This window comes from Clostridium sp. YIM B02506 (genome assembly GCF_022324845.1).
Taxonomy (GTDB): Bacteria; Bacillota; Clostridia; order Clostridiales; family Clostridiaceae; genus Clostridium_T; species Clostridium_T intestinale.
Map to the genome: position 1 here is coordinate 172,886 of NZ_JAKGTG010000002.1, position 24,887 is coordinate 197,772.

A 24,887-nucleotide genomic window follows, 5' to 3' on the forward strand; every position below is an offset into this window, starting at 1 on the left:
ATTTTAAAATAAAGAGGTGCTATAAAAACATTTCTATAGCACCATCAATACAATTTATTTGACAAAGGTTACTGCATGTGGCACATATGGTTCTTCTAATAATGAAATTTCTTCTGGTGTAAGCTTAACATCTAACGCCCCTACTCCATCTTCAAGATGAGATATTTTAGTTGCACCAATTATTGGAGCTGTAATAGGTTCTTTATGAAGAAGCCAAGCAAGTGCTATTTGAGCTCTTGGAACACCACGTTTTTTAGCAAGCTCTGCAACTATTTCTACCACTAATCTATCAGTATCTGCTGTAGTATCATATTTAAACTTGGCAATTTCATCTGTTTCAGAACGATATGTTTTTTCAGCCAAATCACGTGTAAGTCTGCCTGCTGCAAGTGGACTATATGGAGTCATAGCTATTTTTTCTTCTATACAAAGAGGCATCATTTCTCTCTCTTCTTCACGATATAAAAGATTATAATGGTTTTGCATAGATACAAACTTAGTCCATCCATTTTTCTCAGCTACATACAAAGCTTTTTGAAATTGATATGCTGCCATAGAAGAAGCCCCTATGTATCTTGCCTTACCAGCCTTTACAACATCATGTAATGCCTCCATAGTCTCTTCAATTGGTGTATTATAATCCCATCTATGAATTATATAAAGATCTACATAATCCGTTCCTAGACGTTTAAGACTTTTATCAATTTCACTCATAATTGCTTTTCTAGAAAGTCCTGAACCATTTGGTCCTTTATGCATCTGTCCATGCACCTTCGTTGCAATAACTATTTCATCTCTATTTGCATAATCTTTCAAGGCTCTTCCAAGAATCTCTTCACTTGTTCCCCCTGAATATACATTAGCTGTATCAAAAAAGTTAATCCCTAATTCAAGAGCCTTCTTTATTATAGGACGACTTTTCTCCTCATTAAGAACCCATTGATGAATCCACTTTTCAGAATCTCCAAAACTCATGCCTCCAAGACAAAGTCTCGATACATCCATTCCTGTGTTACCAAACTTTATATATTCCATGTTTCAATCCTCTCCTTTAACAAAATTAATTATTAATATGAGTTTTTTTAACATCACTTATATGTTCTATCAAATTCTTTTCTACTATACAATCTTCTTATTATTCCTTTTAAGTCTAGTCTACTATTTAGAGTTAACTCCAAGTCAAGACTTTTTAAGAAAAAAATCTACTACACTAATTTATTTAACAAGTGCAATAGATTCTACTCTCTTTTTATTTAATATAGTATATATAATTTTCTTTTCTAGCAGCAGGATTAGGAAGTTCACAGTCTGGATAACCAAGAATACAAGCTCCAACTCCACTATACTCCCCATCAACTCCCCATTTTTTTAACAAAGCTTTTCCTTCTTCTGATTCAAACGTCTCATAAACACGATTAATCCAACAAGAGCCTATGTTTAATGAATGAGCTGCATTCATCATATTACCCATGCACAAACTTCCATCTTTTATATTGTTTTTATTGTTTTTATCCCCTAATACAAGAACAACAGTAGGAGCTCCATAAAAAGGCTTGCTCTTAGGATTTGGGCTAAAGCTTGCATTTAACTTTTCTAACTCTTCAATAGTCTCTTTATCTTGAACTGCAATTAGTATGGCACTTTGCTTTCCCATAGAACTTGGAGCATAGCTACCTGCTTTAAGAATTATATCTAACTCTTCACTTGAAATCTGTTCAGATTTGTATTTTCTTATACTTCTTCTTTCTAGTAAATCTTTAATTGTTTGATTCATGTTAATCCTCCTTTATCTTTTAGAAATGCTTTTTCTTTTGGCACTTAAAGATTCGTTTATATGTACCATATTATGTCTTGTTGCTGGCATTAATATGATACCTGCCACATTTTTTCTTCCCCAGAAATCTATGAGCCAATTTGAAGCTTCCACATCTAGAACCGCTCCTTCATCTATAATCCTTTGTAATTTTTCTTTATCAAACTTTCTTTTCATATCTTCATTAGTTAAGTTTCCTATGATTGTCCTTGTTTTTTTACCTACAGCTATTCTATAGTTTTTTAGCTCTTGTATATTTATATTTTTGCTAAACTCTAATATCTCTTCAGAACTTAAAGCATTTCCAGTGTCAATAACTTCAGTATTTATTTTTTCTTTCCAATTTCCAGAATTAAATACTTGCTCATCTCCTGCAACTAATAAATTCATTGTTATGTCTTCAATTCTGCTAGAGTGCCATAATCCATATGCTATAGTACGTCCTTTTTCATTAATTGAAGTTCTAAATATTTCATCCTCTAAGTCTTCTAAAAGTTCATCTTCAAAAGTTTTCTCATCAGTTCCTGATACATAAGATGAGTGTACCATAGAATGTACCATCCTAGCTAAAGCCTTACTTTCCTCAACTTTATCTTTTTTTAGAATTATTTCCCTCAATTCTTTTAAATGTTTATTCCAAGTTTTAAAATCCATACTAAGCCCCCTCTTTTATTTATTGAATTATCCTAATTATACCACATTCCAATTTATTCATATTAAACAAAAAAATATCCTAAAATTCAGTTCTGAGTTTTAGGATACTTCTATTTAGTGACTAATTTGTTTTGGTTTGTTTTGGAGTAATTGTTACTTCTCCTTTACCTGTTACCACAAGTAAATATTCTGGTTTCATAGGGATTGTATCTATTTTAGTTGAATTAGGGTCAAGTTCTATATGTTGAATCGGAATATACTCCTTATCAAAAATTAGTACAAGAACTGGGTCAGTTTTTGAAATGTTATTAACTGAGTATATGTTGCCTTCAGAAATATTAAAATCAGCTAAATTATATATGCCTTCTTTATAACTTGTTTCAACTGCAAATACAGTCTTTGAGAAATTTACATTAAAAAATAGACATAAAAAAATTAAAAATAAAACGATACACTTCTTCATTATATTACTCCTTTATTCTTTAGGACTTAGATATACCTGTCCTTTGCCAACAACCAAAATAGTATAACTAGATTTTAGTGGTACTGTATCAAGCTTTTGTATAGTTGGTAAAAGACGTATAGATTCTACTATAACTAAATTTTCATCCAATATATATAAGTACATTTTATCTGCTGTTGAAACATTTTGAATAGTGAATACACCAGACTTTGATATATTAAGATCTGATAAAGTATAAATTCCTTGTTTAAATACATTACTAACTGCAAAAGCAGATTTACTTGTAACTATATTAAAAGATAAACATAAAATAATTAGAAATACCTTAATAAATCTTCTCATTTTTCACACACCTTTCGTTTTTATTTTACGTATTAAATATAATAATATTCATAAAAAGAGATAGCTATAAAATCCATAGCTATCTCCATTTTAACTTATTTAAATTTCTGTATAACCTTCTTTCTCTAATAGTCTTTTTAGCTTATTAAGAATTTTGTTCCTAGATCTTATTGCGTGCATATAAGGAATGTTTTTATATTCCGAATATCTCATTACAGGCTTTTTCTTGAAGAATATGAACTCTATTAACTCAAATTCTTCTTCATCTAACTTCTTTAAAACCTTACTTAAAGATTTATAAAGCCCCTTCTTATAAACCCTATCTTCTACTCTGCTTCCCTTATCTTCTAGGGTGTTTTCAAATATTTCATCTATGATTAAACTATCAAAACCATGAGTCTTAGATATAACCCCAACACTTCTACCTATATCCTCCAGGCGATTTATTATAACTACCTTTGCATAAGCAGTAAAAGTCTTTTCCCCTACTTTATATCTATCTACAGAACAAACTACTTTAAATAAACACTCATTTATTATCTCATCAATATCATATTCATTTATTTTATTTCTTCTAATATATTGGTTAGATAGATTCTTAGCCATATTATAATATTCTTGTACTAGCAAATTTTTAGCTTCCTTATCCCCCTCTTTACACTTAAGAACAATCTCGTCTATATAAATATACCTATCCATATCTTGCTACCACTTTTTAAGGTTAATATTTCTAACATATATATTTCCCCCTAATCATATAAATTTTGACATTATAAAGTCTATAATTTTATATATATGCAAAAACCTACAATGTTGCGTGGTAAATATAGGTAAATAAAAAAATGCAGCGACTCCTATACTAGGATATCACTACATTTCAAGCTTTTTGTTTTTTATAAATTTTTAAATATTTATTAATTCATGAGTTGTTTCTTTAGAAATGCTATATATCTGAGTTCCTAAAGCTCTTCCTATTTTATCTCCTACAGCATATAAGTCCTCATATGAAGAATCTGGATTAATGTTTCTAAAAACTAAGTTTCTAAAAATATCCTTTCCTTCCTTATCTAGCCCAGCTTTATATTTAACTATTAAATATAAAGACGTCTCTATAGCTTCAACCATAATTATTTTCCCCCTTAATCATAATACTTTCTATATAATCAAGTACGGAGTTTATGATCTTTTTAACATATCTTTGCTATATAGTTATTCTATATTTTTATAATAAATAACTGTATCATGTAACCCACCTTCAGTAGATTTCGCATATTTAGGTATTCTTCCTGCTTCAATATAACCCTTAGATTTATATAACATATTAGAAATATAGCCAGCTTTTGTGTCTAAAGTAATAAGGCTTCTTTTTTCCTCAACTGCTCTTTTTTCTGCCGCTTCCATAAGAGCTTTTCCAACTCCCATTCTTCTAGAATTAGGCTGCACTAAAAGTTTAGCTATTTCTGCTCTGTGTTTTCCATTTTGCTTCATGCATAAATGTAGCTGTATAGTTCCAATTATCCTTCCATCAACTTTTACAACAAAAAGTATAACCCCATCATTTAAAACCTTGCTCCAATACTCTTTTGCATCCTCTAAACTTAATGGCGCTAAAAATCCAACTGAAGCTCCTGAATTAACTACATCCATTAATAATAATGAAAGTTCTTCTAGAGTTTCACTTGTAAGTTCTTTTAATTCTATTATTTCAAAATTGTTATTCATAATATTCACTTCTCTTTCTGATATATTTCAAATCACTTTTATTAATATTCTAGCATACACAAAAATAAGGTTGAAGTTATAAACCTCAACCTTATCAGCTTTAACAGTTTTGGATCTCATTCCAAAACTACATTATTCATTTTTATTACATTACTCTTCTTGCAGCATAGAAGGACCAAATATTAGATACCTTTACTACATCTCCAGTTTGAGGGGAATGAATCATTTGCCCATTACCTACATATATACCTACATGTCCAGGACTTGTAAATACTAAGTCTCCTACTTGAAGGTTAGAGTAGCTTACTGGTACACCATCATTAACTTGAGTAAATGTTGTTCTTGATAGAGATACACCAACTTGTCTAAATACATATTGTGTAAATCCAGAGCAGTCAAACACGTTAGGACCTGTAGCTCCATAAACATATGTAGCTCCTAATTTACTATATGCAACTGAAAGTAATGATGATCCTGATACATTACCATTTCCACCTCTACTCATAGTAGGTGCTGTTTTTTGTGAAACTAGGCTTTTAGCTTTTTCTATTAAGTCAACTAGTTCATTATCAACAGTAGAGCTTTTAACACTCTTTCTTAATGCTCTTAGAGTAGTTATAGCATTGTTTAAATCATCAACTGTACTACTTGAATTATTTACTATGTTAGCAAATGGTCTATATAAGTTTCTTTCAGTAGTAGCTAAATCACCAGCTATTTTATCATATTCTACTTTAGCTTGATCCACATATACTTGTTGTTCTGCTTTTTTAACATTTAGCTCGTCTAGTTTTACTTTATTATCTTTATTTAAGTCTTCAAGTTCTTGAATCTTAGTTTTAAGTGTTGCAATATGATCATCATATTCTTTTTGCTTAGCTTCAAGCTCGTCTATAATTTGTTTATCTAAACTCATTATCTTACCAACTGCTTGAGCCTTAGATATGAAGTCTCCTAAGCTGTTAGCGCTTAACAGAATTCCTACATAGCTTTCTTGTCCACCTGATTTATATAGAGCTCTCATTCTAGCTCCAAAAACCTCTTCTTTTTCTGCTAATTCTTTTTTACTTTTTTCAATGTCTTTTTTAGTATTATCAATTTCTCTATTTGTATTACTAATTTTAGTATTATTATCGTTTAATGCGATTGCTATTGGTTGTATTTGTGCATCCAATTCATCAACTTTATTTTTTAATTCAGCATATTTGCTTTTAGCAATGTCAGCCTTTGCACTTTTGTCATTAATCTCTTGTTGCTGTTCTTGCGTTATAGGCTCTGCCCACGCTTGTGTTCCTATTCCTAATATTAATGATGTCGTAATTAAACCAGATATTACTCTCTTTTTCATTTTCATACCAGCATTACTATCTTAATAAGTAACACTTTCCCCTTTCGATTATCAGTAAACTACTATCATAATAACACTTGTCCCTATAATAGCCAATGTCAATTCATTCCATTAATAATCCTTTACAATTTCTTAAAAATGCCACCACTCCTTATATACTGCGAAAGTTGGCGGATGTAATTCTTACATTTTTCTTAATATTTTATAAATATTAATTTTTTGTGAACAAGCTTATTTGTTTATTAATAAATTTATCTGAATAACGGGGTACCCTTTCTATTTTTCTAAAATAATAATTCTGTACATACCACCTAAAATGCTTTTCTTTTCTTCTTGTACTTTTAAGTTCACATTCTCTATTATCTTAGAAAATTTTCTATTTATATCTGTACCTAATGATTTAGTTATTCTATTTAATAATAATCTCATAATATTAGGACTTTTTTCATCTTCAATAAATTTATCAAATATAGCAATTTTCCCTCCTGGTTTTAAAACTCTATAAGCTTCCTTTAAGGCCTTATTCCCATCAGGTATTACTGATAAAATTAGATTTAATACCACATAATCAAAGTGATTTTGCTCAAACTCTAGTTTTTGACCATCCATATTAATTATGTTAGCTTTTTCTAATCCTAATTCATCTACTTTTTTCCTAGCTATATCGAGCATTTCATTAGTAATGTCTACACCAGTCACATTAATTCCTTTTGGTATAAAACTTAAATCCTCACCTGTTCCAATTCCTAAAAATAATATATTATCCTCCTCCTTCAAATTAAGCATTGATATCTCAGCTTCTCTTTGTTTACTGATATATTTACTTCCAAATAATAAATCATACAGCCCCACCCATCTCTTATATATCTTAATGTTATCTATGTTATTCATGTATACCTCCTAAAAAATGCAGCCATTATTTAAATGACTGCATTTATATAACTATTTCTTTTCAATTTTCATAGCTCTCATAGAGTTTAATACTGCAAGAATAGTTACTCCTACATCTCCAAATACAGCTTCCCACATAGTTCCTAATCCTATAGCTACAAGTACTAATAAAATTGCTTTAACTGCCAGAGCAAATATAATGTTTTGCATTACTATAGTTCTTGTTTTCTTTGCTATTTTTATAGCTTCTGCAATTTTTGATGGTTCATCAGTCATTATAACCACATCAGCAGCTTCTATAGCAGCATCTGATCCAACCCCACCCATTGCTATACCTATATCTGCTCTAGCCAAAACTGGAGCATCGTTTATTCCGTCTCCTACAAATACTAGCTTTCCTTTAGAGGATTTTTGTTTATCTAATAATTCTAACTTTTCAACCTTTTGATCTGGTAAAAGTTCAGCATGAACTTCATCAAGTCCTAAGTCCTTAGAAACCTTATTTCCTACTGCTTTATTATCTCCTGTAAGCATTACTGTTTTCTTTACGCCTAAAGCTTTTAAATCTCTTATAGCTTTGGCTGAATCATCTTTAACTTCATCAGATATTACTATATACCCATAGTATTCTTTATCTATAGCTACATGAACTACAGTCCCTATTGTCTCTACTTCATTGTAGTTTATACCTTCTTTATACATAAGCTTATAATTACCAGCTAAAACTTCTTTTCCTTTAATACTTACCTTAACACCATGTCCAGAGACTTCTTCATAATTTTCAACAACTTCTTTTTCTATATCTTTTCCATAAGCATTTAATATTGAAGTAGCTATTGGATGATTTGAATAACTTTCAGCATGAGCCGCATAATACATCAATTCATCATTTGTGGTATTTTCTTGAGGTTTAACTTCAGTTACTTTAAATACGCCTTTAGTAAGTGTTCCTGTTTTATCAAATACAACAATTTCTACATCGTTAAGAGCTTCAAGATAGTTTCCACCTTTAACAAGTATACCGTTTTTTGAAGCCCCGCCTATTCCTCCAAAGAAACCAAGTGGAATAGATACTACTAAGGCACAAGGACAAGATACAACTAAAAAGGCTAATGCTCTATAAAGCCAATCTGAAAAAGTTGCACCTTGAATTACAAGTGGTGGAATTATAGCCAATGCCACTGCTGCAAAAACTACAGCTGGAGTGTAATATCTAGAGAACTTTGTTATAAACTTCTCTGTTGGTGCTTTCTTACTACTTGCATTTTGAACTAAATCCAATATTTTAGCTACAGTAGAATCTCCAAACTCTTTTTCAACTTCAATAGTTAAAAGACCATTTTTATTAATTACTCCACCTAAAACATTGTCTCCCGCTTCTACTTGTCTAGGAACTGATTCCCCAGTTAATGCTGAAGTATCAACCATAGAAGTTCCTTTAATCACCTTTCCATCTAAAGGCACTTTTTCCCCTGGTTTTACAACTATGATATCACCTATACTAACTTCTTCTGGAGATACCTTCTTTAATTCATCTCCAACCATAATGTTAGCAAAATCAGGTCTTATATCCATAAGTGAAGTAATAGATTTTCTTGAGCGATTAACAGCTATACCTTGGAATATCTCTCCTATTTGATAGAATAACATAACTGCTACACCCTCTGGATATTGACCTATTGCAAAAGCTCCAATAGTTGCAATACTCATAAGGAAGTTTTCATCAAATACTTGCCCTCTACGTATATTCTTTAGAGCTCTTAAAACAATTTCTCCACCTACAATAATATAACTTATAACGTATAGTATTAATTCAGTAATAGGGGGAAACTTTGCTATACTTGCAACTCCAAATATCGCAGCTCCTACAATAAACTTAATTATTTCTTTTTTACTTCCCTCTCCATGTTCGTGATCATGTCCATCATGATCGTGGTCGTGTTCATGGTCATGCTCCTCTCCATGTTCATGATGATGAGAATGACTTGTTGTTGCCTTCTTCTTACTTCCAACTTCGACAACTTTTACATGAGATTCTACTTTAGGAACTAATTCTTTAATTTCTGAAACTAATTCCTTAGCTCTATCTCCTTCATTTATTTCTACCGTTAGAGTTTTAGTCAAAAAATTTACGTAAGCTGAATCAATTCCAGCTATTTTTGATACCTTATCTTCTATCTTAGCTGCGCAGTTTGCACAATCTAGACCATTAAGGATAAATTCTTTTTTTATTAGTTTATCATCTTGTTTTTCTACACCTTTGTTAACTACTTTAAAATCACTTTTAATGTTTTTCTCAACTACTTTATCCATGGAATCTCCTCCTAATATAAATAATTACTTCTCTTCTATGTGAGTTAATCCAAGATTAAATATTCCTTTAACATGTTCGTCATCTAAGGAATAATAGACTACCTTTCCTTCTTTTCTGTATCTTACAAGTCTAGATTGTTTTAAAACTCTTAATTGGTGAGAAATAGCAGATTGAGTCATACCAAGTAATGCTGCTATATCACATACACACATCTCTGCTTGAAATAAAGCACATAATATTTTTATTCTTGTTGTATCACCAAATATCTTAAATAAATCAGCTAAGTCATATAGAACCTCTTCTTTAGGTATACAATCCTTAACTCTAGTAACTATATCCTCATGAATTACTGTACAATTACAGCTTTGAATAACTTCTTTTTCTTCCATAAAATCTTCTCCCTCATCTACAAACATATGAATACTTGTTCATATGTTCATTATATGCAACTATGAAATTAATGTCAACAAAACTCAGAAAATAATTTAATATTTTTTGAGTTTGTTTTAAGATATCCTTATAAACGTATAAAAAAACACATCTTTCATTTCTGAAAAATGTGTTATCCTCTAGTCTTTAACAAAATGTGTAACAACACTTGTATATATTCATATGATGTATTATAGTTAATAGTTTTTTGTTCATAACCGATTCTCCTAACCTATTTTTTATACAAGTGAAAGCCCCCTTACAGGGGCTTTTCTTATATCATAGATCATCTTATCATCCTAGTTTATCGCCTTTCTTAACGCCCTGCTCTGGTTGAATTAGTACTACTCCCTGCTCAGCATAAATTCCAAGCACTAATACTTCTGACATAAAATCAGCTATCTGTCTTTCTGGGAAATTTACTACACCCAGAATCTGTTTGTTTATAAGCTCCTCTTTGTTATAGCATTTAGTAATCTGAGCACTTGACTTCTTTATTCCAATTTCATCACCAAAATCAATCCATAATTTATAAGCAGGCTTTTTTGCTTTTTCAAAAAATTCTACTTTAATTATTTCTCCCACTCTAATATCTAACTTCATAAGATCTTCAAAAGTTGCCATTATAACACTCTCCTATATAACTCTTTAGTTTTAAACTAATATATAAAAATAAAGAACTATTGTCTTAAATAGCTCTCTTTTTCTATACTATTAACTTATATTATATGTTAAATAAAACAATTTTCTTATCCTAAATCAAGTTATTTCTTATTCATTCTTCTGATTCTTTTTCTATAATCTAAGGGAGTAATTTTCTCATGTATCTTAAATACTTTTGTAAGTGATGAGTTATAATTATATCCAACTTCATTTGCAATCTGCATTAAGTTTAAGTCAGTATCTCTTAAAAGTTCTTTTGCCCTTTGTATTCTTAATTTCTGTATATATTCAGTAAGATAAACCCCTGTTTTCTTTTTAAACCATTCACTATAATAAGTTGAATTATAATGTTCAATATCTGCCAAAGTCTTTAAATTAATATCCTCATTATAGTGTTCATGAATATATTTAACGGAATCCTCAATCCTCTTTTCAAATATAAAAGAACTAAAGTAATGATATAACTTTGATATTTTTTCACTGCTATAATAACCATCTTTAAGCTCATTTAAGATTAGAAATCTAATTGCTTTCCATTTATCATCTAAGGATAATTCAACTTCCTTCTGCAATGTACCAATACTATTTTCATTAATAATATATTCAGGTATATCTAAAACCAAAAACTCATTTTGCTTTTCTGATTTAAATGTATGGATACTACTTGGAGGTAAATAAAACAAATGCTTTTCATCAAGTTCAAGCTCTTTATATTTAGTTTTAATATCTAACCTACCCATGATTGGTAATATAAGTTGTCCATACTTATGAAAATGCGTGGTTACTATATCTTTATATACTCTTACTTCGCTTAAAATTCCATTCATTTTAGCCATTACTTTTTTTCATTTCCTTTTCTTTATCAAAATATTCTCTAGCTAAGTCTAGCATATTATTTCTTTCATATATACCTTGTTAAATCAAATTAGTAATTTTTCTATGACCCCAATTCCTGCTCTATTAATATAATTGATTCCTCAACTTCACCAATCATTTCAACAGATATTTTTCTTACTTCAGTGTTAAATTTATCACTATACTTCTGTACATCCTCAAAAGCTTTATCAAGTAATTCAATAGAGGGCAGCTTTCCAACTGTCATATGTGGAATGTATTCATACCCTAAATCAAACTTCTTTAATTTATCTTTATATAAAATATCATGAATCTCTTTAATTACCTCTATACCTTGTACTACATTTAAAAATAAGTAGTTTCCATACTTGTCTACCTGTTTTCTAAAACCTTGTAATTCAATCTCAAATGGTTTTATATCTTTTAAAGCCTCTTTTAAATATAGGCTAAGCTCCTCATTACTTAACTCATCTTCAAAAGGGAAAACCAATGTAATATGAGGCTCTACAAAATCTGATAATGGATCATATTTCTTTCTGATATTATTTATAATGTGCATGTTTTCAAACTTAGGAAAAATCATTATAACTCTTGTATTCATAATATCACTCCTTTACTAACTTATTTATAAGGAGAACTCTAGTTGATAATCTCTCCTATCAATTTCATATAGTTCATTGAGATGGATCTATTTCCTTTATACATTCACATTCTTCTAATGACAGCTTTCTATATACTAACTCCATTTTTTCTACCTTCCATCTTATTTTCTCCAGTTAAATACAATCTCTAATTAATTTATTCCAATTATATCATATCATGGTATATAATTGGACAAGATTTACATCATATAGGCATTTAAGTGTAAAAAAGCCGCAAATTCAATCTATGAATATTGCGACTTCTTAATATTTCTATACACCTAATCTATAATTTTCAATATCTCTGTATTCTCCAAACTTCATTCCCACTTCTTTTATTGTTCCACAAAACTCAAATCCAAATTTCTCATGAAGTTTTCTACTAGCTTCATTTCCTGCTGTTATAACAGAAACTACAGTATGAGTTCTTTCGTCTTTTTTAGCTTCATCTAAAGTGAATTCCATAAGCTTGGATGCAACTCCTTTTTTTCTGTAATCAGCTCCTATATATATTGATAACTCTACGGTACTCTTATAGGCTTCTTTTTCTCTATAGGAAGATAAACTAGCATAACCTGCAACACAATTATCTATCTCCGCAACAAATAATGGATGGTTGTGTATGTTGTGCTTATAAAACCATTCTTCTCTTTGCTCCAAGGTTCTTGGTTCTAAATCTAAAGTAGCAACTCCGTTTTTTACTTCATAATTATAAATTTCTAGTAGTTCTTTTAAATCTGTTATTTCAGCTTTTCTTATTATCATATCCATTAATTCCTTCGCTATTTAATTTTTTTATTATCATTGTTTTGATTTCTAAGCATTCCATTCTTGTTTTCAGGTAAATACTCAAACTTGTGTTTATTATACAGTATGTCTGCTGGATGATTTGCTATTAAGCAGATATAACTATCTTCATGTGTATTTTCTTCAAAATAACCATCAATAGCCTTCATAATTTGTTCTGCTAAGCCTCTTCTTTGGTAATCCTTGTCCACCATAATGTCACTCACAACATAGGTTATTCCACCATCACCAACTACTCTACCAAAACCAATTAGTTTTTCTTCATCATATAGAGCTACTATGAACAAAGAGTTCTTTAAAGCAACTTCACTTCTTTTTAAATCTTTATTCCCCATGCCAGAACGAAGCCTAAGACTCACATAATCCTCAGCTGATGGTGCTCCATATACAACTTGTATATTCATCTATTGCCCTCCATAGCTTTCTATTTATCTATTAGTTTATAAATATTATATTGCTTACTTGGCTAAGTTTTCAACATATAATTTTCTTAGGTTAAAATGTTTCTCTACTCTAAATCAAAAAGTACTATTTCACCTTCAGAAGTCTTAATATAATACTTATTTTCATTTTTGTAAAAATCACTTTTATTAACCTTCTCTTCTGTAATATCAGACTTTCCATATTTGTCTTTTGAGTTATCATATTTATACATTATAGAATCACCACTATATGATAAACTAAAGTAAATAGGATCACCTTCCTTAGTGAGCTGTACAATAGTTAAGTCACTACTTTCGCCTTGCTCTACCTTAAATAAAAATTCATCAAGTTTCTCAACATTATGCTTATTAGAAATCCCAGAAACTGCATATCCTTTATTAATATCTGATTCCATATTATACGAAGCTGACTTACACGAGGTCAAAGAAAGTATTAAAAACATAATAAATATAAATTTTAGTCTTTTCATCTCTTATCTCCCCTTGATATATTCACTCTCTAAAATTGACATCACAATTAAAGACTCATAAGCTCCTTCATGTAAAATACATTCTCTCAAAATCCCTTCTTCTATAAAGCCCTCGGATTTATATAGATTTTGCGCTCTTTCGTTTTTTTCTCTAACATCAAGCCATAATCTATGCGCTTTTAACTCTTCAAAAGCAATCTTTTTAATCAACTTTAATGATTTTCTTCCAAAGCCGTTTCCTTTACTTGATATTACAAATCTTCTAAATTCAATATTTCTATTTGAATTTGTTAATCCTGCTATAATTATATATCCAACATTTTTCTTTGCAGTCTTATCTTCTACTATTAAATGAAGAATATCCTCTTGAACTAATGCATTTCTATGTTGTTCTTTTGTCCATTGTCCAACATACTGAGCATTATTAGGTTCTCTTTCGCATTTAACTACAAAGTCTAGGTCGCACTCCTTTGTATTTCTTATTATTATGAAATCAGATTCTATTTGAACAGTTCCAGTGTGTATTAACATTTTGTACCCCCAAGTTTATAATAGCCCTAACTATAACTTTATCCCATCTGCATCTAGCCTTAATTTATAAAAAAATGCTAACCAATTTGGTTGCTTTTCTACTTCACTAACTAACTTTAACAATGTTCTTTTACCAATTCTTCTATCCATTACTGCAAGCATTCTTACAAGCATATTCTTAGAATTTATACTTTCAATAATACTTGAATTTTTATATTCATATATAGCCCTTGTAAAATCATAAATTTCAAATACACCATCTTTATGAGCTATATCTCTAATTTTATCTTCAATTATCTCATTCTCTTCCTCGTACAGATACTCCTTATCTGTGTATTCTCTACTTGGTGCTTTAAGCTCATTTTTAACTCTTAATTCCTCTAACCTATACCCTTTAACATAAAAATCATAAGGATTACCTTTAACTACTTCCTTACCATCAACCCTAACACACACCCTCCCATACTTATCTGGTGCGTTATGGTAATGAGTAAGAAAATATTTAACTCTTCCTTTCAAAGAATCACAAATTAAATCCTCTTCTAATTCTCTTCTAAGTCCACTCCACGATTGTCCCATCTCATTTACCCCAATCTTACAAAAATTAATTTAGATTAAATAAATCACCCTAGGAATAATATCTACTATCAAAACCGTTAATAATAAAATTATTGCACCTATAACTTGGTATCTATAATATTCTGGATACTTAGTTTTCATACTCACTCCACTTAATATAAGGACAATGCATGTTAAGCTAAAAATCAACGTACTAAATAAGCTTCCATTACTTAAGTTTTCTTTAAAGTCGCCATTACGAAAACTTATAAAAACCATAAAAACTGAAGCTATAATTGAAAAAGCTAAAATGAATCTACCAAGATTTTTATATGATCTTTTTTCCATAAATTCTCTCCCCTTACTTTACGATATCCAAATACTCTTTCAGTTTATTTTTTCTCCAATAGTTTCTTTTTCTCCATATAATTATTAACTTGATTTAATGTACTAAGTAGTAATGTAATTACTAAAGATAACATCATAATATCTATATTTCCATTAAAAAAATCAAAGAAATGTAATACTGCTAAACTAATTGTTATGATGGCAGATATAATTGATACTATAAACAATACTTTTTGACTAACCTTCATAAATAATCCCTCTTTTCTTTTATTTATAATTCTTCTAAAATCTATCATAAAACTAAGTCTTATAGTAAAATACGGTTTTATAACTATATTTTACAATTATAGGATAATTATATCACAATAATTAAAAAAACAAGCCCCGTAATAGACTTAATTTCTATAACGGAGCTCATTTTTATTTATTTCTTCTATTTGAAAAACTTTTAATTCGTCAATTTATACTATAAGTATTAATTTTTAGAATTCCACTCATCACTTAATTTATCTTTTGCTTCTTCATCAATTCTAGGCCTTCTAACAGTTGAGGTTCTACTAGTTACCTTAATTGTTTTTTCACCACATTCAGGGCACTCATACCAATATTTCATTCCAAGTTCATCATTCTCAAGTACAGGATACATCTGACACTTTGAACAAACTTTAATTCCCATAATTATTCTCCTTCAAAACTATAATTTAATCTTTGCTGTAGATAAATTATAACATGTTTTTATGGAATTACTTAATTATCAGAAAAACATTTTTATTGCACAATAGTCTCTTCCCCTTATTTTTTATATTATATTGTTACTTTTTTACAAGGTAAAAAATATCCAAAAGTAAATATATTATTCCCATTATCCTCAATATTTACATATTTATCGAATGAATAGTATTCCATAGAGATTGCAACTTCTGAATAATCAGGAATATATCCATTTTCTTTCATGATTTTCTCTGTTTTACTATGAGCTCCGTTCTCTAAATTAGATGTGTTTCCTTGTATCCATCCAACACCCATCATACAATCAGGAATATCCCTATAAGAAAAGCCTTTTGGAACAGTGGTGTTAGGCTTTACAAATACGCCTGCAATATAAGTAAACTCTTTTCTCTGTGAATATATTCCCCCATCCATCCAATTGTATCTCCCATGGGAGATACACGTTCAGGCATGCTTTGAAGAAAATCATTTGTTCCATCACTTAACATTTTCCTCCATAATTCTGGTACAGGATTTTTCTTACCTACTATAACCTCTTTACCTATAACCCTAACAGAATCAAAGTTTTTCACTTCAAAAGAAATTTTTATTTTCATAAAGCTACTTCCCCTTTCTGCTTAACATCTCATATATAATTATATACCTTAATTCACATATTTTTCTAATGCTATATTATGAAATAAATACTTATTTCATAATAATTTTAAAATACTTGGTACTATTTTTTATCACCATTAATAAAAAACTCCTCAAAATTCATCTCTGAATAATACGGTATTTGAGAGTATTATATTTCCAGCCACTTATTTATACTTTTTTTCCCACTTAAAATAACTACATTTTTTTTATCTTTTTTAGCCTCGTTGAATAACTTTTGCCTTTCGTTTTTCCTCTTCGGATAATCAATTAAGATATACTTCACAATATCAATATCAATTTTTTCTATACACCCTTCCGTAATATCAGGACGGTGAGTACCTCGATACTTTAAATATCTTCTCACAAATCTATACAAACACGTGAATCTATTTATTTCTAGGAAAATAATTGTATCACATCTATTATACCTACCATCTTTTTTGTAATAATTAAACCTATTACCTTCATATATCCACCTATCTTTTTCTGATATACCTTTAGCTATGTTTATCTGTTCATTTACTGGACGTTTCTGCCAATTATCTAACCAGAAAATTTTATCGTTATGATAAACTGGTATATTAAGTTTACTTCCGATAATATTCGCCAAAGTAGTTTTACCAGACCCTGATGAGCCAGTTATCCATATTCTCTGCATTTTATTTTCCTCCATATAAATAATAAATTACAATTGAGAATTAATTAAATCATATTATTCTAACGTCCTATTATTCAATTTCAAAGCTAAGCCCTTAGTTAACGATACTCTTTAATGCATCAAGCCTTTTAGCTTTTTCATAAGCCTTATGTAAAAATTCTTTAGGAGATAAATCCTCATAAGCCCAGTTCATAGGCTCTATTGCAATGGCTCCTGAGTAATTAGTTTTTGCTATTTCTTTCATCGTTTTTGACCAATCAGTAGTTCCATCAAAAGGTAAACCATGCTGCCCACGACTTCCGTTATTATCATGTAGATGCAGAGCCATTAACCTTGAACCATACATAGATAAAAAATCCTTTTCAGGATAGTAGCGATAATGATGTCCACAATCATAACAAAATCCTATATGCTTAGAATCTATTTTCTCTAATATATATGTCAAATTAACAAGATTCCTTAAATTCTCAAGTGCAACATTAACCCCAAGCTGCTCAGCTTTTTCAGTAATTTTTTTCATTCTCTCAAGTCCTAATTCATTGTGTGTATGATCTTCATCAGGCAGATGTACAACCATTGTTGGAATATCAAATTCAGCACAATCTTCAATACATTTTAAATAACATAGAGTTAAAGCTTCTCCATCTAAATTGTTACTCCAAAGGTTGTTTTGATTTTGTATTGGGGTGTGAATATTTTCTATAAAAAGACCCGCATCCCTAGCAATTTGTGGTCCTTTTCTATATTCGTTACGTCCAAAATTCTCACTCCACCATAATAAAACCCCATCAAATCCTATTTCTTTTATTAACTTGTAACGTTCCTTTATAGGCAATTCATATCCAAACCAATCATAAATTGTAATCATAATCTACTTCCCTTCTTCCCACTCTTCTTTTAAGATTGCATATATTACATCATCTGTCCATTCATTATTAAACCAAAAACTTTTCTTAAATTGCTTTAGCGTCCAAAGGCTTAATACCTATCAATTCTAATCGTTCTGTTAAAATATCTATTTCCTTAATATTCATTACTTCCCTCTCTCCTTATGCTTTATGTAAAATTGTCTTTATGTGCTAATTATATTATCACACTTGTATTGCATAATATAAACTATTAGTGTAATAATTATATTGAGGTGATAAGCTATGAAAAATAAAAAACCAGAAAAAATAGTAATAAAAGGCGGCTATGTGAAAACTCCAATTGAAGACATTCATTCTCACAATAAAGAGGTATCAAGAGGCACTGGAATTCAAAAAGCTAAAAAAGGCAAAGGCTCTTATAGTAGAAAAGAGAAATTTAAAGGAGGTTGTACAAGACAATCTCCTTATTATTTTCCCTTACTACTCATCTATTCGTTTGTCTTCTTCAATTAGTACCAACCGAATAAACTTTTTTCGGTATCTAATTTTTCTATTTCTTTAACTTCATTATGACTTAATTCGAAGTCTAATATATCTAAATTTTCTTTCATTCTTTGAATATTTACTGTTTTAGGGATTATTAATATATCTTTCTGATATAAAAATCTTAATGCAACTTGTGCCACTGATTTATTATGATTATCAGCAATTATTTTTAATATCTTATTATTAAAAATATTATTTTTTCCACATGCTAATGGTGACCATGCTTCTAATCTTATATTGTATTTATCCATTTCTTCTTTAAAATGCTTTTGTTGCATAAACACATGAGCTTCAACTTGATTAACCATTGGAGTTATTTCACAGTTACTAATTATTTTCTTAAAATCTTTTCCATAAAAATTAGATAAACCTATTGCTTTTAATTTACCGGCTTTATAATAGTCTTCCATAGCTCTATAAGTCTCTACAATATTGCCAGATGGCCAATGAAATAATAAAAGATCAATATAATCTGTTTGTAATTTATTTAACGCTTCATCAATATATCCACAAGCTTCTCTATAACTGTAGGCTCCATATATTTTTGTTGTTAGAAAAATCTCTTCTCTTGTGATTCCACATTTCTTAATAGCATTACCAACTTCTCTTTCATTATCATAATTTCTAGCCGTATCAATGTGTCTATATCCACTACTTAAAGCATCTATTACACATCTTTCTGCAATATTTGATGATACTTGATAAACTCCAAAACCTATTCTTGGTATTTTTATACCGTTATTTAATATTTCATATTCCATACTTTCACCCCCTTAAGATTTGCCATTCATTTAACTCTTTCTACAACCAAATATAGAGGCATAATTACTATATAAAGTTTATGATTAAACTAATGATCCGCACTGGTTTAATTATAGTCAGTCAAATCATATTTTTGGAATATTGGTTTTAATAGTTTCATGAATACTCCCATTATTGGTCCAAAAATAATCATTCCTATAACAGTACCTTCTCTTACAGACAACGGAACATTAAATACAAATGCCATAATAATTGTAATAACAATGAATGCAACATCTACACCCTGTCTAAAATTATGAAACAGAATCTTTGTTTTATCAGATATTGCTTTGCAAGCACCTTCTAAGGCAAACGTCACAACATCCAATAACATAATCACTGCAACTGTAAAGGCATTGATAACATATCCTATGATTAAGACAGCAACTCTAACAAAATAGTTTGATAAATTAATTCCACCTAATACATCATAGAAAAAGAAATTCACTGTATATCCAATAATAAAACAAAGAACAATTTGTAAAGCATGTTTAAGCTTAAAATCTTTTCTTAGTATTACCAACTCAATAAAAATACATAGAAAATTAAGTATCATTCCTACTGTACCAACTTGAATTCCAGTTATTGAACTTCCTGTTAGAGCTAATGCATCCCAAGCACCCACACCAACCGCTGCTTTAAGTGTTAAAGAAGCTCCAAATGATACCAGTATAATCATTAAAAAACATAATATAATTCTTTTTATTTTCATCTTCTCTCCCCTAAACTTAATACTCTCTATACACACATTTCAAATATTTTCTCAATATCTGCTTGAGTTAGTGGTTTGAACCCTGGTAAAACACTGTTTCCACAAGATTTTTTAGCCATAATAGGGAAATCCTTTACTTCAATCCCTACTTTTGTAAAGGTATCATCTAATTGTAATGTATTAAATAAGAAATCTGATAATTTCTCAATAGCTTTATTAGCAATTGTCATTGGATCTAAGGATGAATCAATTCCAAATACATTAACACCAAATTGAACATATTTAGATACAGTTGTTTCATCCAGACAGTATTTTAACCATCTTGGTGTCAAAATAGCTAATCCTAATCCATGCGTAATATCATAGATTGCTGATAATTCATGTTCCATAGGATGACAGCTCCAAGCTAGTTGTTTTCCTCCATTAACAAACCCATTGATTGCCCAGGAAGATGTCCACATCAAGTTAGCTCTTGCTTCATAATTGTCAGGTTCCTTCATAGCAATTGGTGTATATTTAATAATTGTTTTCATCATTTGTTCCATAAAACAGTCCAACATATATAAATCCTGTTCCATATTAAAATAGACTTCCATGATATGACTCATTATATCTGCTGCACCACATGCTGTTTGGTAAGAGCTTACGGTATATGTGTTAGTAGGATCTAAAAAAGAAACCTTTGGTAATAGGGGTTTTTCCCCACGGCCAATTTTATCTTTTGTTTCAAGATTACTGATAACTCCTCCATTATCCATTTCAGAACCTGTTGCTGATAGAGTTAACACTGTTATAATAGGTAATGCTTTTTCTACAGGTGCCCATTTACTGAAGAAATCCCAGGGATCATGCTCAACACATGCTCCCGCTGCCATCCATTTTGTTGCATCTATAGTAGATCCACCCCCTACAGCAAGCAATACATCTATGTTTTTTTCTTTACAGATATTAGCTCCCGCACGTACAGAATCAATTCTAGGGTTAGGTTCAATTCCAGATAACTCATGGAGTTCTAAGCCGCTTTTTTTAATTTCTTCTACCACGGTGTCATATAATCCTGATTTCTTAATTGAACCGCCGCCATAAGTCAATAAAACACGTTTTCCATACTTAGCAAGTTCTTCACCAAGATGTCCTAATTGATTTTCTCCAAAATAAACTTTTACTGGAATGTCATAAATAAAACTGTTCATTTTTTCTCCTCCTTTAGGTTCAGACCTCTTATATATTTATTATGCTCCAAAAAAATAAAATTACAAATACTTATATTTTATGCTATACCATGCTTTTTATTTATAGTTTGCTGTAGTATTATAAAAATAACGGAGGCACAACGATTAATAATCTTTGTGTACAGTATAACAATCCAGGAGGGTTATTATGGATGTTCGTATTTTAAAATATTTTCTTGCAGTTGCACAGGAAGAAAGCATAACAAAAGCCGCTGAAGTTTTACGTACTACTCAGCCGAATCTTTCAAGACAGCTTACCGAACTTGAGGAAGAGGTAGGCAGAAAGTTATTTGAAAGAGGCAGTAGAAAAATTACACTGACAGAAGAAGGAATGTTTCTGCGCAAAAGAGCAAAAGAAATCATTGAATTAGTAGAAAGAACAGAAACAGCCCTTTCCTCCTTTGATGAAATGGTTAGCGGTGTGGTTCACATAGGTGCAGCTGAGACTCATGCCATGCGGCTTATTGCTGATGCCATGCTGTCACTGAGAGAAACTCATCCACAGATTCAATATAATATTTTCAGCGGCAGTACCATAGAGGTAACGGATCAGCTTAATAAAGGATTACTTGATTTCGGAGTTCTGGTTGCACCAGTAGATTTGCAAAAATATGATTATCTAAAGCTTCCGATAAATGATATTTTTGGAGTCTTGATGCAAAAGGATAGCCCTTTAGCAAAACTTAACTCCATTTCTCCAGATGACATAAAGAATCAACCTGTTCTATGTGCCCATCAACAGGTTGATGGAAATGTTTTGTCAGGTTGGTTAGGGGATGATTCCAAAAACTTAAATATTGTTTCAACTTTCAACCTCATAACTACACCTGCAATGATGGTAGAGGCTGGACTTGGCTATGCTTTTACCTTTGATAAACTTGTGAATACTTCAGGTGACAGCAATCTCTGCTTCCGTCCATTGGAACCGAAGGTAGAAACAGGACTTTATCTTGTTTGGAAGAAGTATCAGATATTTACAAAAGCTGCAAAGATGTTCTTAGAAGAAATTCAGCAAAGTTTATTCTAAGATATATATAATGATTCTGTAATCATATGGCAGAGGTGGCGAAAATCCAACCTCTGCCTATCAAAAAAGTCTAGTTTTCATTTAGAACTAGCTTTTTTTCTTAAAAATGATGTTATAGTTTTTACCTTCTAATCCCTTACTATTTCAATTGTCGCCGATGCGTTATCAGGTATTTCACCAAGCTCGTCTACACTCGCATTAATTCGTCCTAATGGCACTTTTCCAAACCAATATAACCATAATATAGTTATTGATGTAGAATAACAGAAGATGTTATTCTACATATTAGTATTTAGAGATTTCTTGTAGCACTTTTGAATTTCAAAAATAAAAAACACCGCAAACTCACTTCTGAATTATACGGTATCTAAAAATATCATTTACTTTATTCTTTTAATGGTAATCTACTCTTTCAACTTAACTCCTTTTATCACCCTAACAGTATCCCCTAATTTAAGTATGACATATATTCAAATGCTGTTATTCCATACATTCTTTTAAAGTGTTTATTTAAATGAGTTAAATCAACAAACCCGCACTCTACAACAGCTGAATAAACATCTCTATGCTTCTCTATTAACTTCTTTGCAAGCTCTACCTTATAGTTAAGAAAATACTGATATGGTGATATTCCAGTGTTTTCTTTAAATAATCTTATAAACTTAAATTTTGACATTTCAAGTTCTTTACATATATCATCAAGACTTAATATATCTTTTGAGTTACAAGAAATCATATCCTTTGCTTTTTTAACTACTGTATTCTCTTTCTTGTAGCTTCTACCAAAATCAGTTTGAGCAAAGCTATCTGCAAGAGATAAAAGTAGCTCACTACATAATGCTTCATCTTTCTCTTTTAATATAGCATTAGAAAGACTTAATATTTTTTGTTCAAGCCTATAATCATATACAATAGGAGAATCAAAAGTAACTATATCCTTTTTTTCAATAATTTCTAAAAATAATTTTGGCTCAATATATAGCATAACATAATCAATACCTGACTCATCATGTGCCATTCCGTCATGAGGTTGTTCTGGATTAAAAAGCATAACTCGATTTTTATGAGATGATTGAATACTCCCATTCAAGTTATACTGCTGAATACCACGCAAGGTTACACCCATTGCATATTCCTTGTGAGCATGCTTCTTATATCTAAAATTTGACATACTTGCTGACAACACAGTAATATCTGCTGACTTTTTATATATAAACTTTTCCATATAAATCACCCCTTAATCATCTTGTCCACACCTGATACCATTATTGCAGAATAAACTAAAAATAATGCCATAATTATATTAACAGCCTTTTGATGTTTCTGTAAAAAACTTTTAAAGATTGTACCAAAAAGTATCCATGTAGCAAATGCCATAAATCCTATAATTGTTATACATACAACAAATATCATCAACGTAGATAGTTTTGTGTAGTACGGCATAACAAAGCTTGGAATTACTGTCATTGTAAATAGTATAACCTTTGGGTTGATAAACTGCATAAGAAATCCATACATAAAGGTAACATTCTGTTTTTCAATTGTTTTTGAGGTATCCATTTTATATATTTGGTAAGCAATATAAGCAATATAACTGCTCCCTATTATCTGCATAATAGGCAAAATCTTAGGTATTACCGATACAAGCATAGTATTTAAAACAGATGAAATGGTAAGTAATAAACCAAATGCTATGGTTGCTCCATATGTATATTCAATCGCTTTTTTCGTGCCGAAATTATTTACTGTAGACAATATGACAATATTTGTAGGTCCAGGTGTAACTGTAACAATAATGCAGTATATAAAAAAAGATGTAATATTCATAAAAGAAACTCCTTTGTAAGTATTTTTATAAATTATACATCTTAAAATTAAAGTCATATAGTACATTATTGCAAGAGCTATAGCTCATATTACAGAATGATATTTTTAAATAATCTCACTTTCTAAATTAATATTAATTACCCCTCATCCACTCTTTACTACTTATACTTCCAACCTTATTTTTTACATCTATAGTCCCAGTAGCATCTGATAAAAAATCAACTCTATATCCTTTATGAAAGGCTTCTCAAGAACCTTAGGGTGTATCTCCCACTCATTTGTATTTTTAATAAAGGTATCTCCAGAAAGAGAGGTATGCTGAACACCTATAACAAGAATCTTATTAGCTTTAGCATAATCCATAACCTTTAATATATTTTTAAGACTGTTATGAGGATAAATTTCACTTTAAAAATGAAAGGATTTTAAGCTTTATGTTTGATTAAATAGATTTGAAAATCATAGATATCTTAAAAAGCAACTCCAAAACCCCACTTAAAGAGATTGGTGAAAAAGTTCACTTAACTCCTCAAGGGGTATCTAAAGGAGACTAAT

Annotated in this window: 36 protein-coding genes and 1 pseudogene; 3 read left to right on the forward strand and 34 right to left on the reverse strand. The window is 30.2% G+C overall.

Annotation, left to right across the window (positions count from 1 at the left end):
- Positions 1 to 54 precede the first annotated feature (54 nt).
- The 28 genes and pseudogenes from L1S49_RS02675 to L1S49_RS23370 form a co-directional block, all read right to left on the reverse strand.
- A complete protein-coding gene (locus L1S49_RS02675; RefSeq protein ID WP_238902449.1) occupies positions 55 to 1,035 on the reverse strand; it encodes an aldo/keto reductase in 981 nt (326 codons plus the stop codon).
- Positions 1,036 to 1,249: 214 nt separating this feature from the next.
- Positions 1,250 to 1,774, reverse strand: coding sequence for a nitroreductase family protein (locus L1S49_RS02680; RefSeq protein ID WP_238902450.1), 525 nt, complete (start codon positions 1,772 to 1,774; stop codon positions 1,250 to 1,252).
- A gap of 12 nt (positions 1,775 to 1,786) precedes the next feature.
- A complete protein-coding gene (locus tag L1S49_RS02685) occupies positions 1,787 to 2,467 on the reverse strand; it encodes a DinB family protein (RefSeq protein WP_238902451.1) in 681 nt (226 codons plus the stop codon).
- Positions 2,468 to 2,588: 121 nt separating this feature from the next.
- Positions 2,589 to 2,930, reverse strand: a complete 342-nt coding sequence (locus L1S49_RS02690; protein WP_238902452.1) for a hypothetical protein — start codon at positions 2,928 to 2,930, stop codon at positions 2,589 to 2,591.
- 12 nt (positions 2,931 to 2,942) lie between these two features.
- Positions 2,943 to 3,272: a hypothetical protein gene (locus L1S49_RS02695; RefSeq protein WP_073022457.1), complete on the reverse strand. Its 330-nt coding sequence runs from the start codon at positions 3,270 to 3,272 to the stop codon at positions 2,943 to 2,945.
- 99 nt (positions 3,273 to 3,371) lie between these two features.
- Positions 3,372 to 3,971 carry a sigma-70 family RNA polymerase sigma factor gene (locus L1S49_RS02700; protein ID WP_238902453.1) on the reverse strand — a complete coding sequence of 200 codons (600 nt, stop codon included), beginning with the start codon at positions 3,969 to 3,971 and terminating at the stop codon, positions 3,372 to 3,374.
- Between the two features lie 204 nt (positions 3,972 to 4,175).
- On the reverse strand, positions 4,176 to 4,397 hold the full coding sequence (locus L1S49_RS02705) for a DUF1659 domain-containing protein (RefSeq protein ID WP_073022459.1): 222 nt from the start codon (positions 4,395 to 4,397) through the stop codon (positions 4,176 to 4,178).
- Between the two features lie 84 nt (positions 4,398 to 4,481).
- Entirely contained in the window at positions 4,482 to 4,994 is a 513-nt protein-coding gene (locus L1S49_RS02710; protein ID WP_238902454.1) for a GNAT family N-acetyltransferase, read from the reverse strand.
- Between the two features lie 145 nt (positions 4,995 to 5,139).
- The gene (locus L1S49_RS02715; protein WP_238902455.1) at positions 5,140 to 6,342 is read right to left on the reverse strand and encodes an NlpC/P60 family protein; all 1,203 of its coding nucleotides are present in this window, start codon (positions 6,340 to 6,342) and stop codon (positions 5,140 to 5,142) included.
- 276 nt (positions 6,343 to 6,618) lie between these two features.
- The gene (locus tag L1S49_RS02720) at positions 6,619 to 7,233 is read right to left on the reverse strand and encodes a class I SAM-dependent methyltransferase (RefSeq protein WP_238902456.1); all 615 of its coding nucleotides are present in this window, start codon (positions 7,231 to 7,233) and stop codon (positions 6,619 to 6,621) included.
- 51 nt (positions 7,234 to 7,284) lie between these two features.
- Positions 7,285 to 9,546: a heavy metal translocating P-type ATPase gene (locus L1S49_RS02725; RefSeq protein WP_275299501.1), complete on the reverse strand. Its 2,262-nt coding sequence runs from the start codon at positions 9,544 to 9,546 to the stop codon at positions 7,285 to 7,287.
- Positions 9,547 to 9,570: 24 nt separating this feature from the next.
- Positions 9,571 to 9,936: a metalloregulator ArsR/SmtB family transcription factor gene (locus tag L1S49_RS02730; RefSeq protein WP_021801173.1), complete on the reverse strand. Its 366-nt coding sequence runs from the start codon at positions 9,934 to 9,936 to the stop codon at positions 9,571 to 9,573.
- Positions 9,937 to 10,270: 334 nt separating this feature from the next.
- Positions 10,271 to 10,600, reverse strand: coding sequence for a tRNA-binding protein (locus tag L1S49_RS02735; protein WP_073022463.1), 330 nt, complete (start codon positions 10,598 to 10,600; stop codon positions 10,271 to 10,273).
- A 140-nt stretch (positions 10,601 to 10,740) separates the two neighbouring features.
- A complete protein-coding gene (locus tag L1S49_RS02740) occupies positions 10,741 to 11,466 on the reverse strand; it encodes an AraC family transcriptional regulator (protein WP_238902457.1) in 726 nt (241 codons plus the stop codon).
- 110 nt (positions 11,467 to 11,576) lie between these two features.
- A complete protein-coding gene (locus tag L1S49_RS02745; protein WP_238902458.1) occupies positions 11,577 to 12,095 on the reverse strand; it encodes a 2'-5' RNA ligase family protein in 519 nt (172 codons plus the stop codon).
- A 313-nt stretch (positions 12,096 to 12,408) separates the two neighbouring features.
- The gene (locus L1S49_RS02750) at positions 12,409 to 12,900 is read right to left on the reverse strand and encodes a GNAT family N-acetyltransferase (protein WP_073022495.1); all 492 of its coding nucleotides are present in this window, start codon (positions 12,898 to 12,900) and stop codon (positions 12,409 to 12,411) included.
- Positions 12,901 to 12,917: 17 nt separating this feature from the next.
- The gene (locus L1S49_RS02755) at positions 12,918 to 13,346 is read right to left on the reverse strand and encodes a GNAT family N-acetyltransferase (RefSeq protein ID WP_238902459.1); all 429 of its coding nucleotides are present in this window, start codon (positions 13,344 to 13,346) and stop codon (positions 12,918 to 12,920) included.
- 104 nt (positions 13,347 to 13,450) lie between these two features.
- Positions 13,451 to 13,855 carry a DUF4362 domain-containing protein gene (locus tag L1S49_RS02760; RefSeq protein ID WP_238902460.1) on the reverse strand — a complete coding sequence of 135 codons (405 nt, stop codon included), beginning with the start codon at positions 13,853 to 13,855 and terminating at the stop codon, positions 13,451 to 13,453.
- Between the two features lie 3 nt (positions 13,856 to 13,858).
- Positions 13,859 to 14,386 carry a GNAT family protein gene (locus L1S49_RS02765; RefSeq protein ID WP_238902461.1) on the reverse strand — a complete coding sequence of 176 codons (528 nt, stop codon included), beginning with the start codon at positions 14,384 to 14,386 and terminating at the stop codon, positions 13,859 to 13,861.
- 30 nt (positions 14,387 to 14,416) lie between these two features.
- On the reverse strand, positions 14,417 to 14,965 hold the full coding sequence (locus tag L1S49_RS02770) for a hypothetical protein (protein ID WP_238902462.1): 549 nt from the start codon (positions 14,963 to 14,965) through the stop codon (positions 14,417 to 14,419).
- Positions 14,966 to 14,995: 30 nt separating this feature from the next.
- Entirely contained in the window at positions 14,996 to 15,292 is a 297-nt protein-coding gene (locus tag L1S49_RS02775) for a hypothetical protein (RefSeq protein ID WP_238902463.1), read from the reverse strand.
- A gap of 44 nt (positions 15,293 to 15,336) precedes the next feature.
- A complete protein-coding gene (locus L1S49_RS02780) occupies positions 15,337 to 15,540 on the reverse strand; it encodes a hypothetical protein (protein ID WP_238902464.1) in 204 nt (67 codons plus the stop codon).
- A 227-nt stretch (positions 15,541 to 15,767) separates the two neighbouring features.
- Positions 15,768 to 15,968 carry a hypothetical protein gene (locus L1S49_RS02785; RefSeq protein WP_073022472.1) on the reverse strand — a complete coding sequence of 67 codons (201 nt, stop codon included), beginning with the start codon at positions 15,966 to 15,968 and terminating at the stop codon, positions 15,768 to 15,770.
- Positions 15,969 to 16,096: 128 nt separating this feature from the next.
- Positions 16,097 to 16,435, reverse strand: a complete 339-nt coding sequence (locus L1S49_RS02790; RefSeq protein ID WP_238902465.1) for a GyrI-like domain-containing protein — start codon at positions 16,433 to 16,435, stop codon at positions 16,097 to 16,099.
- Positions 16,375 to 16,617 carry a hypothetical protein gene (locus L1S49_RS02795; RefSeq protein WP_238902466.1) on the reverse strand — a complete coding sequence of 81 codons (243 nt, stop codon included), beginning with the start codon at positions 16,615 to 16,617 and terminating at the stop codon, positions 16,375 to 16,377. Before L1S49_RS02795 ends, L1S49_RS02790 begins: the two co-directional genes overlap by 61 nt.
- Before the next feature lie 191 nt (positions 16,618 to 16,808).
- The gene (locus L1S49_RS02800; protein WP_238902467.1) at positions 16,809 to 17,318 is read right to left on the reverse strand and encodes a DNA topology modulation protein FlaR; all 510 of its coding nucleotides are present in this window, start codon (positions 17,316 to 17,318) and stop codon (positions 16,809 to 16,811) included.
- 94 nt (positions 17,319 to 17,412) lie between these two features.
- Positions 17,413 to 18,186, reverse strand: a complete 774-nt coding sequence (locus L1S49_RS02805) for a sugar phosphate isomerase/epimerase family protein (RefSeq protein ID WP_238902468.1) — start codon at positions 18,184 to 18,186, stop codon at positions 17,413 to 17,415.
- Between the two features lie 3 nt (positions 18,187 to 18,189).
- Positions 18,190 to 18,276, reverse strand: a pseudogene (locus tag L1S49_RS23370) (N-acetyltransferase); the annotation flags it as partial.
- A gap of 193 nt (positions 18,277 to 18,469) precedes the next feature.
- On the opposite strand from L1S49_RS23370, the gene L1S49_RS02810 reads away from it, so the two are divergent.
- Complete coding sequence (locus L1S49_RS02810) at positions 18,470 to 18,700, forward strand: hypothetical protein (protein WP_238902469.1); 231 nt, start codon at positions 18,470 to 18,472, stop codon at positions 18,698 to 18,700.
- Here the strand turns inward: L1S49_RS02810 and L1S49_RS02815 are convergent.
- The 3 genes from L1S49_RS02815 to L1S49_RS02825 all read right to left on the reverse strand — a co-directional run bounded on the left by L1S49_RS02815 (position 18,697) and on the right by L1S49_RS02825 (position 21,439).
- Positions 18,697 to 19,494, reverse strand: a complete 798-nt coding sequence (locus tag L1S49_RS02815) for an aldo/keto reductase (RefSeq protein WP_238902470.1) — start codon at positions 19,492 to 19,494, stop codon at positions 18,697 to 18,699. The genes L1S49_RS02810 and L1S49_RS02815 overlap by 4 nt on opposite strands.
- Positions 19,495 to 19,601: 107 nt before the next feature.
- The gene (locus L1S49_RS02820; protein WP_238902471.1) at positions 19,602 to 20,246 is read right to left on the reverse strand and encodes a hypothetical protein; all 645 of its coding nucleotides are present in this window, start codon (positions 20,244 to 20,246) and stop codon (positions 19,602 to 19,604) included.
- A gap of 26 nt (positions 20,247 to 20,272) precedes the next feature.
- Positions 20,273 to 21,439 (reverse strand): iron-containing alcohol dehydrogenase, encoded by a 1,167-nt coding sequence (locus tag L1S49_RS02825; RefSeq protein ID WP_238902472.1) that lies wholly within the window; start codon positions 21,437 to 21,439, stop codon positions 20,273 to 20,275.
- A gap of 187 nt (positions 21,440 to 21,626) precedes the next feature.
- Between L1S49_RS02825 and L1S49_RS02830 the strand changes: the two genes are divergently transcribed.
- On the forward strand, positions 21,627 to 22,505 hold the full coding sequence (locus L1S49_RS02830) for a LysR family transcriptional regulator (RefSeq protein ID WP_238902473.1): 879 nt from the start codon (positions 21,627 to 21,629) through the stop codon (positions 22,503 to 22,505).
- Positions 22,506 to 22,953: 448 nt separating this feature from the next.
- Here the strand turns inward: L1S49_RS02830 and L1S49_RS02835 are convergent, their stop codons facing one another.
- From L1S49_RS02835 to L1S49_RS02845, 3 genes are all read right to left on the reverse strand, one after another.
- On the reverse strand, positions 22,954 to 23,730 hold the full coding sequence (locus L1S49_RS02835; RefSeq protein ID WP_238902474.1) for an AraC family transcriptional regulator: 777 nt from the start codon (positions 23,728 to 23,730) through the stop codon (positions 22,954 to 22,956).
- Between the two features lie 5 nt (positions 23,731 to 23,735).
- Positions 23,736 to 24,332: a LysE family transporter gene (locus L1S49_RS02840; protein WP_238902475.1), complete on the reverse strand. Its 597-nt coding sequence runs from the start codon at positions 24,330 to 24,332 to the stop codon at positions 23,736 to 23,738.
- A 189-nt stretch (positions 24,333 to 24,521) separates the two neighbouring features.
- Positions 24,522 to 24,695 carry a hypothetical protein gene (locus L1S49_RS02845; RefSeq protein WP_238902476.1) on the reverse strand — a complete coding sequence of 58 codons (174 nt, stop codon included), beginning with the start codon at positions 24,693 to 24,695 and terminating at the stop codon, positions 24,522 to 24,524.
- Positions 24,696 to 24,784: 89 nt separating this feature from the next.
- Here L1S49_RS02845 and L1S49_RS02850 point away from each other — a divergent pair, with 89 nt between their 5' ends.
- Positions 24,785 to 24,886, forward strand: a complete 102-nt coding sequence (locus L1S49_RS02850) for an AsnC family protein (protein WP_238902477.1) — start codon at positions 24,785 to 24,787, stop codon at positions 24,884 to 24,886.
- The last annotated feature ends 1 nt before the right edge of the window (position 24,887 follow it).

Excerpts from the sequence above, each read along its gene's own strand:
- L1S49_RS02675 (WP_238902449.1), bottom strand. The coding sequence starts at position 1,035 with ATGGAATATATAAAGTTTGGTAACACAGGAATGGATGTATCGAGACTT.
- L1S49_RS02680 (WP_238902450.1), bottom strand. The coding sequence starts at position 1,774 with ATGAATCAAACAATTAAAGATTTACTAGAAAGAAGAAGTATAAGAAAA.
- L1S49_RS02685 (WP_238902451.1), bottom strand. The coding sequence starts at position 2,467 with ATGGATTTTAAAACTTGGAATAAACATTTAAAAGAATTGAGGGAAATA.
- L1S49_RS02690 (WP_238902452.1), bottom strand. The coding sequence starts at position 2,930 with ATGAAGAAGTGTATCGTTTTATTTTTAATTTTTTTATGTCTATTTTTT.
- L1S49_RS02695 (WP_073022457.1), bottom strand. The coding sequence starts at position 3,272 with ATGAGAAGATTTATTAAGGTATTTCTAATTATTTTATGTTTATCTTTT.
- L1S49_RS02700 (WP_238902453.1), bottom strand. The coding sequence starts at position 3,971 with ATGGATAGGTATATTTATATAGACGAGATTGTTCTTAAGTGTAAAGAG.
- L1S49_RS02705 (WP_073022459.1), bottom strand. The coding sequence starts at position 4,397 with ATGGTTGAAGCTATAGAGACGTCTTTATATTTAATAGTTAAATATAAA.
- L1S49_RS02710 (WP_238902454.1), bottom strand. The coding sequence starts at position 4,994 with ATGAATAACAATTTTGAAATAATAGAATTAAAAGAACTTACAAGTGAA.
- L1S49_RS02715 (WP_238902455.1), bottom strand. The coding sequence starts at position 6,342 with ATGAAAAAGAGAGTAATATCTGGTTTAATTACGACATCATTAATATTA.
- L1S49_RS02720 (WP_238902456.1), bottom strand. The coding sequence starts at position 7,233 with ATGAATAACATAGATAACATTAAGATATATAAGAGATGGGTGGGGCTG.
- L1S49_RS02725 (WP_275299501.1), bottom strand. The coding sequence starts at position 9,546 with ATGGATAAAGTAGTTGAGAAAAACATTAAAAGTGATTTTAAAGTAGTT.
- L1S49_RS02730 (WP_021801173.1), bottom strand. The coding sequence starts at position 9,936 with ATGGAAGAAAAAGAAGTTATTCAAAGCTGTAATTGTACAGTAATTCAT.
- L1S49_RS02735 (WP_073022463.1), bottom strand. The coding sequence starts at position 10,600 with ATGGCAACTTTTGAAGATCTTATGAAGTTAGATATTAGAGTGGGAGAA.
- L1S49_RS02740 (WP_238902457.1), bottom strand. The coding sequence starts at position 11,466 with ATGAATGGAATTTTAAGCGAAGTAAGAGTATATAAAGATATAGTAACC.
- L1S49_RS02745 (WP_238902458.1), bottom strand. The coding sequence starts at position 12,095 with ATGAATACAAGAGTTATAATGATTTTTCCTAAGTTTGAAAACATGCAC.
- L1S49_RS02750 (WP_073022495.1), bottom strand. The coding sequence starts at position 12,900 with ATGATAATAAGAAAAGCTGAAATAACAGATTTAAAAGAACTACTAGAA.
- L1S49_RS02755 (WP_238902459.1), bottom strand. The coding sequence starts at position 13,346 with ATGAATATACAAGTTGTATATGGAGCACCATCAGCTGAGGATTATGTG.
- L1S49_RS02760 (WP_238902460.1), bottom strand. The coding sequence starts at position 13,855 with ATGAAAAGACTAAAATTTATATTTATTATGTTTTTAATACTTTCTTTG.
- L1S49_RS02765 (WP_238902461.1), bottom strand. The coding sequence starts at position 14,386 with ATGTTAATACACACTGGAACTGTTCAAATAGAATCTGATTTCATAATA.
- L1S49_RS02770 (WP_238902462.1), bottom strand. The coding sequence starts at position 14,965 with ATGGGACAATCGTGGAGTGGACTTAGAAGAGAATTAGAAGAGGATTTA.
- L1S49_RS02775 (WP_238902463.1), bottom strand. The coding sequence starts at position 15,292 with ATGGAAAAAAGATCATATAAAAATCTTGGTAGATTCATTTTAGCTTTT.
- L1S49_RS02780 (WP_238902464.1), bottom strand. The coding sequence starts at position 15,540 with ATGAAGGTTAGTCAAAAAGTATTGTTTATAGTATCAATTATATCTGCC.
- L1S49_RS02785 (WP_073022472.1), bottom strand. The coding sequence starts at position 15,968 with ATGGGAATTAAAGTTTGTTCAAAGTGTCAGATGTATCCTGTACTTGAG.
- L1S49_RS02790 (WP_238902465.1), bottom strand. The coding sequence starts at position 16,435 with ATGGATGGGGGAATATATTCACAGAGAAAAGAGTTTACTTATATTGCA.
- L1S49_RS02795 (WP_238902466.1), bottom strand. The coding sequence starts at position 16,617 with ATGAAAATAAAAATTTCTTTTGAAGTGAAAAACTTTGATTCTGTTAGG.
- L1S49_RS02800 (WP_238902467.1), bottom strand. The coding sequence starts at position 17,318 with ATGCAGAGAATATGGATAACTGGCTCATCAGGGTCTGGTAAAACTACT.
- L1S49_RS02805 (WP_238902468.1), bottom strand. The coding sequence starts at position 18,186 with ATGATTACAATTTATGATTGGTTTGGATATGAATTGCCTATAAAGGAA.
- L1S49_RS02810 (WP_238902469.1), top strand. The coding sequence starts at position 18,470 with ATGAAAAATAAAAAACCAGAAAAAATAGTAATAAAAGGCGGCTATGTG.
- L1S49_RS02815 (WP_238902470.1), bottom strand. The coding sequence starts at position 19,494 with ATGGAATATGAAATATTAAATAACGGTATAAAAATACCAAGAATAGGT.
- L1S49_RS02820 (WP_238902471.1), bottom strand. The coding sequence starts at position 20,246 with ATGAAAATAAAAAGAATTATATTATGTTTTTTAATGATTATACTGGTA.
- L1S49_RS02825 (WP_238902472.1), bottom strand. The coding sequence starts at position 21,439 with ATGAACAGTTTTATTTATGACATTCCAGTAAAAGTTTATTTTGGAGAA.
- L1S49_RS02830 (WP_238902473.1), top strand. The coding sequence starts at position 21,627 with ATGGATGTTCGTATTTTAAAATATTTTCTTGCAGTTGCACAGGAAGAA.
- L1S49_RS02835 (WP_238902474.1), bottom strand. The coding sequence starts at position 23,730 with ATGGAAAAGTTTATATATAAAAAGTCAGCAGATATTACTGTGTTGTCA.
- L1S49_RS02840 (WP_238902475.1), bottom strand. The coding sequence starts at position 24,332 with ATGAATATTACATCTTTTTTTATATACTGCATTATTGTTACAGTTACA.
- L1S49_RS02845 (WP_238902476.1), bottom strand. The coding sequence starts at position 24,695 with ATGGATTATGCTAAAGCTAATAAGATTCTTGTTATAGGTGTTCAGCAT.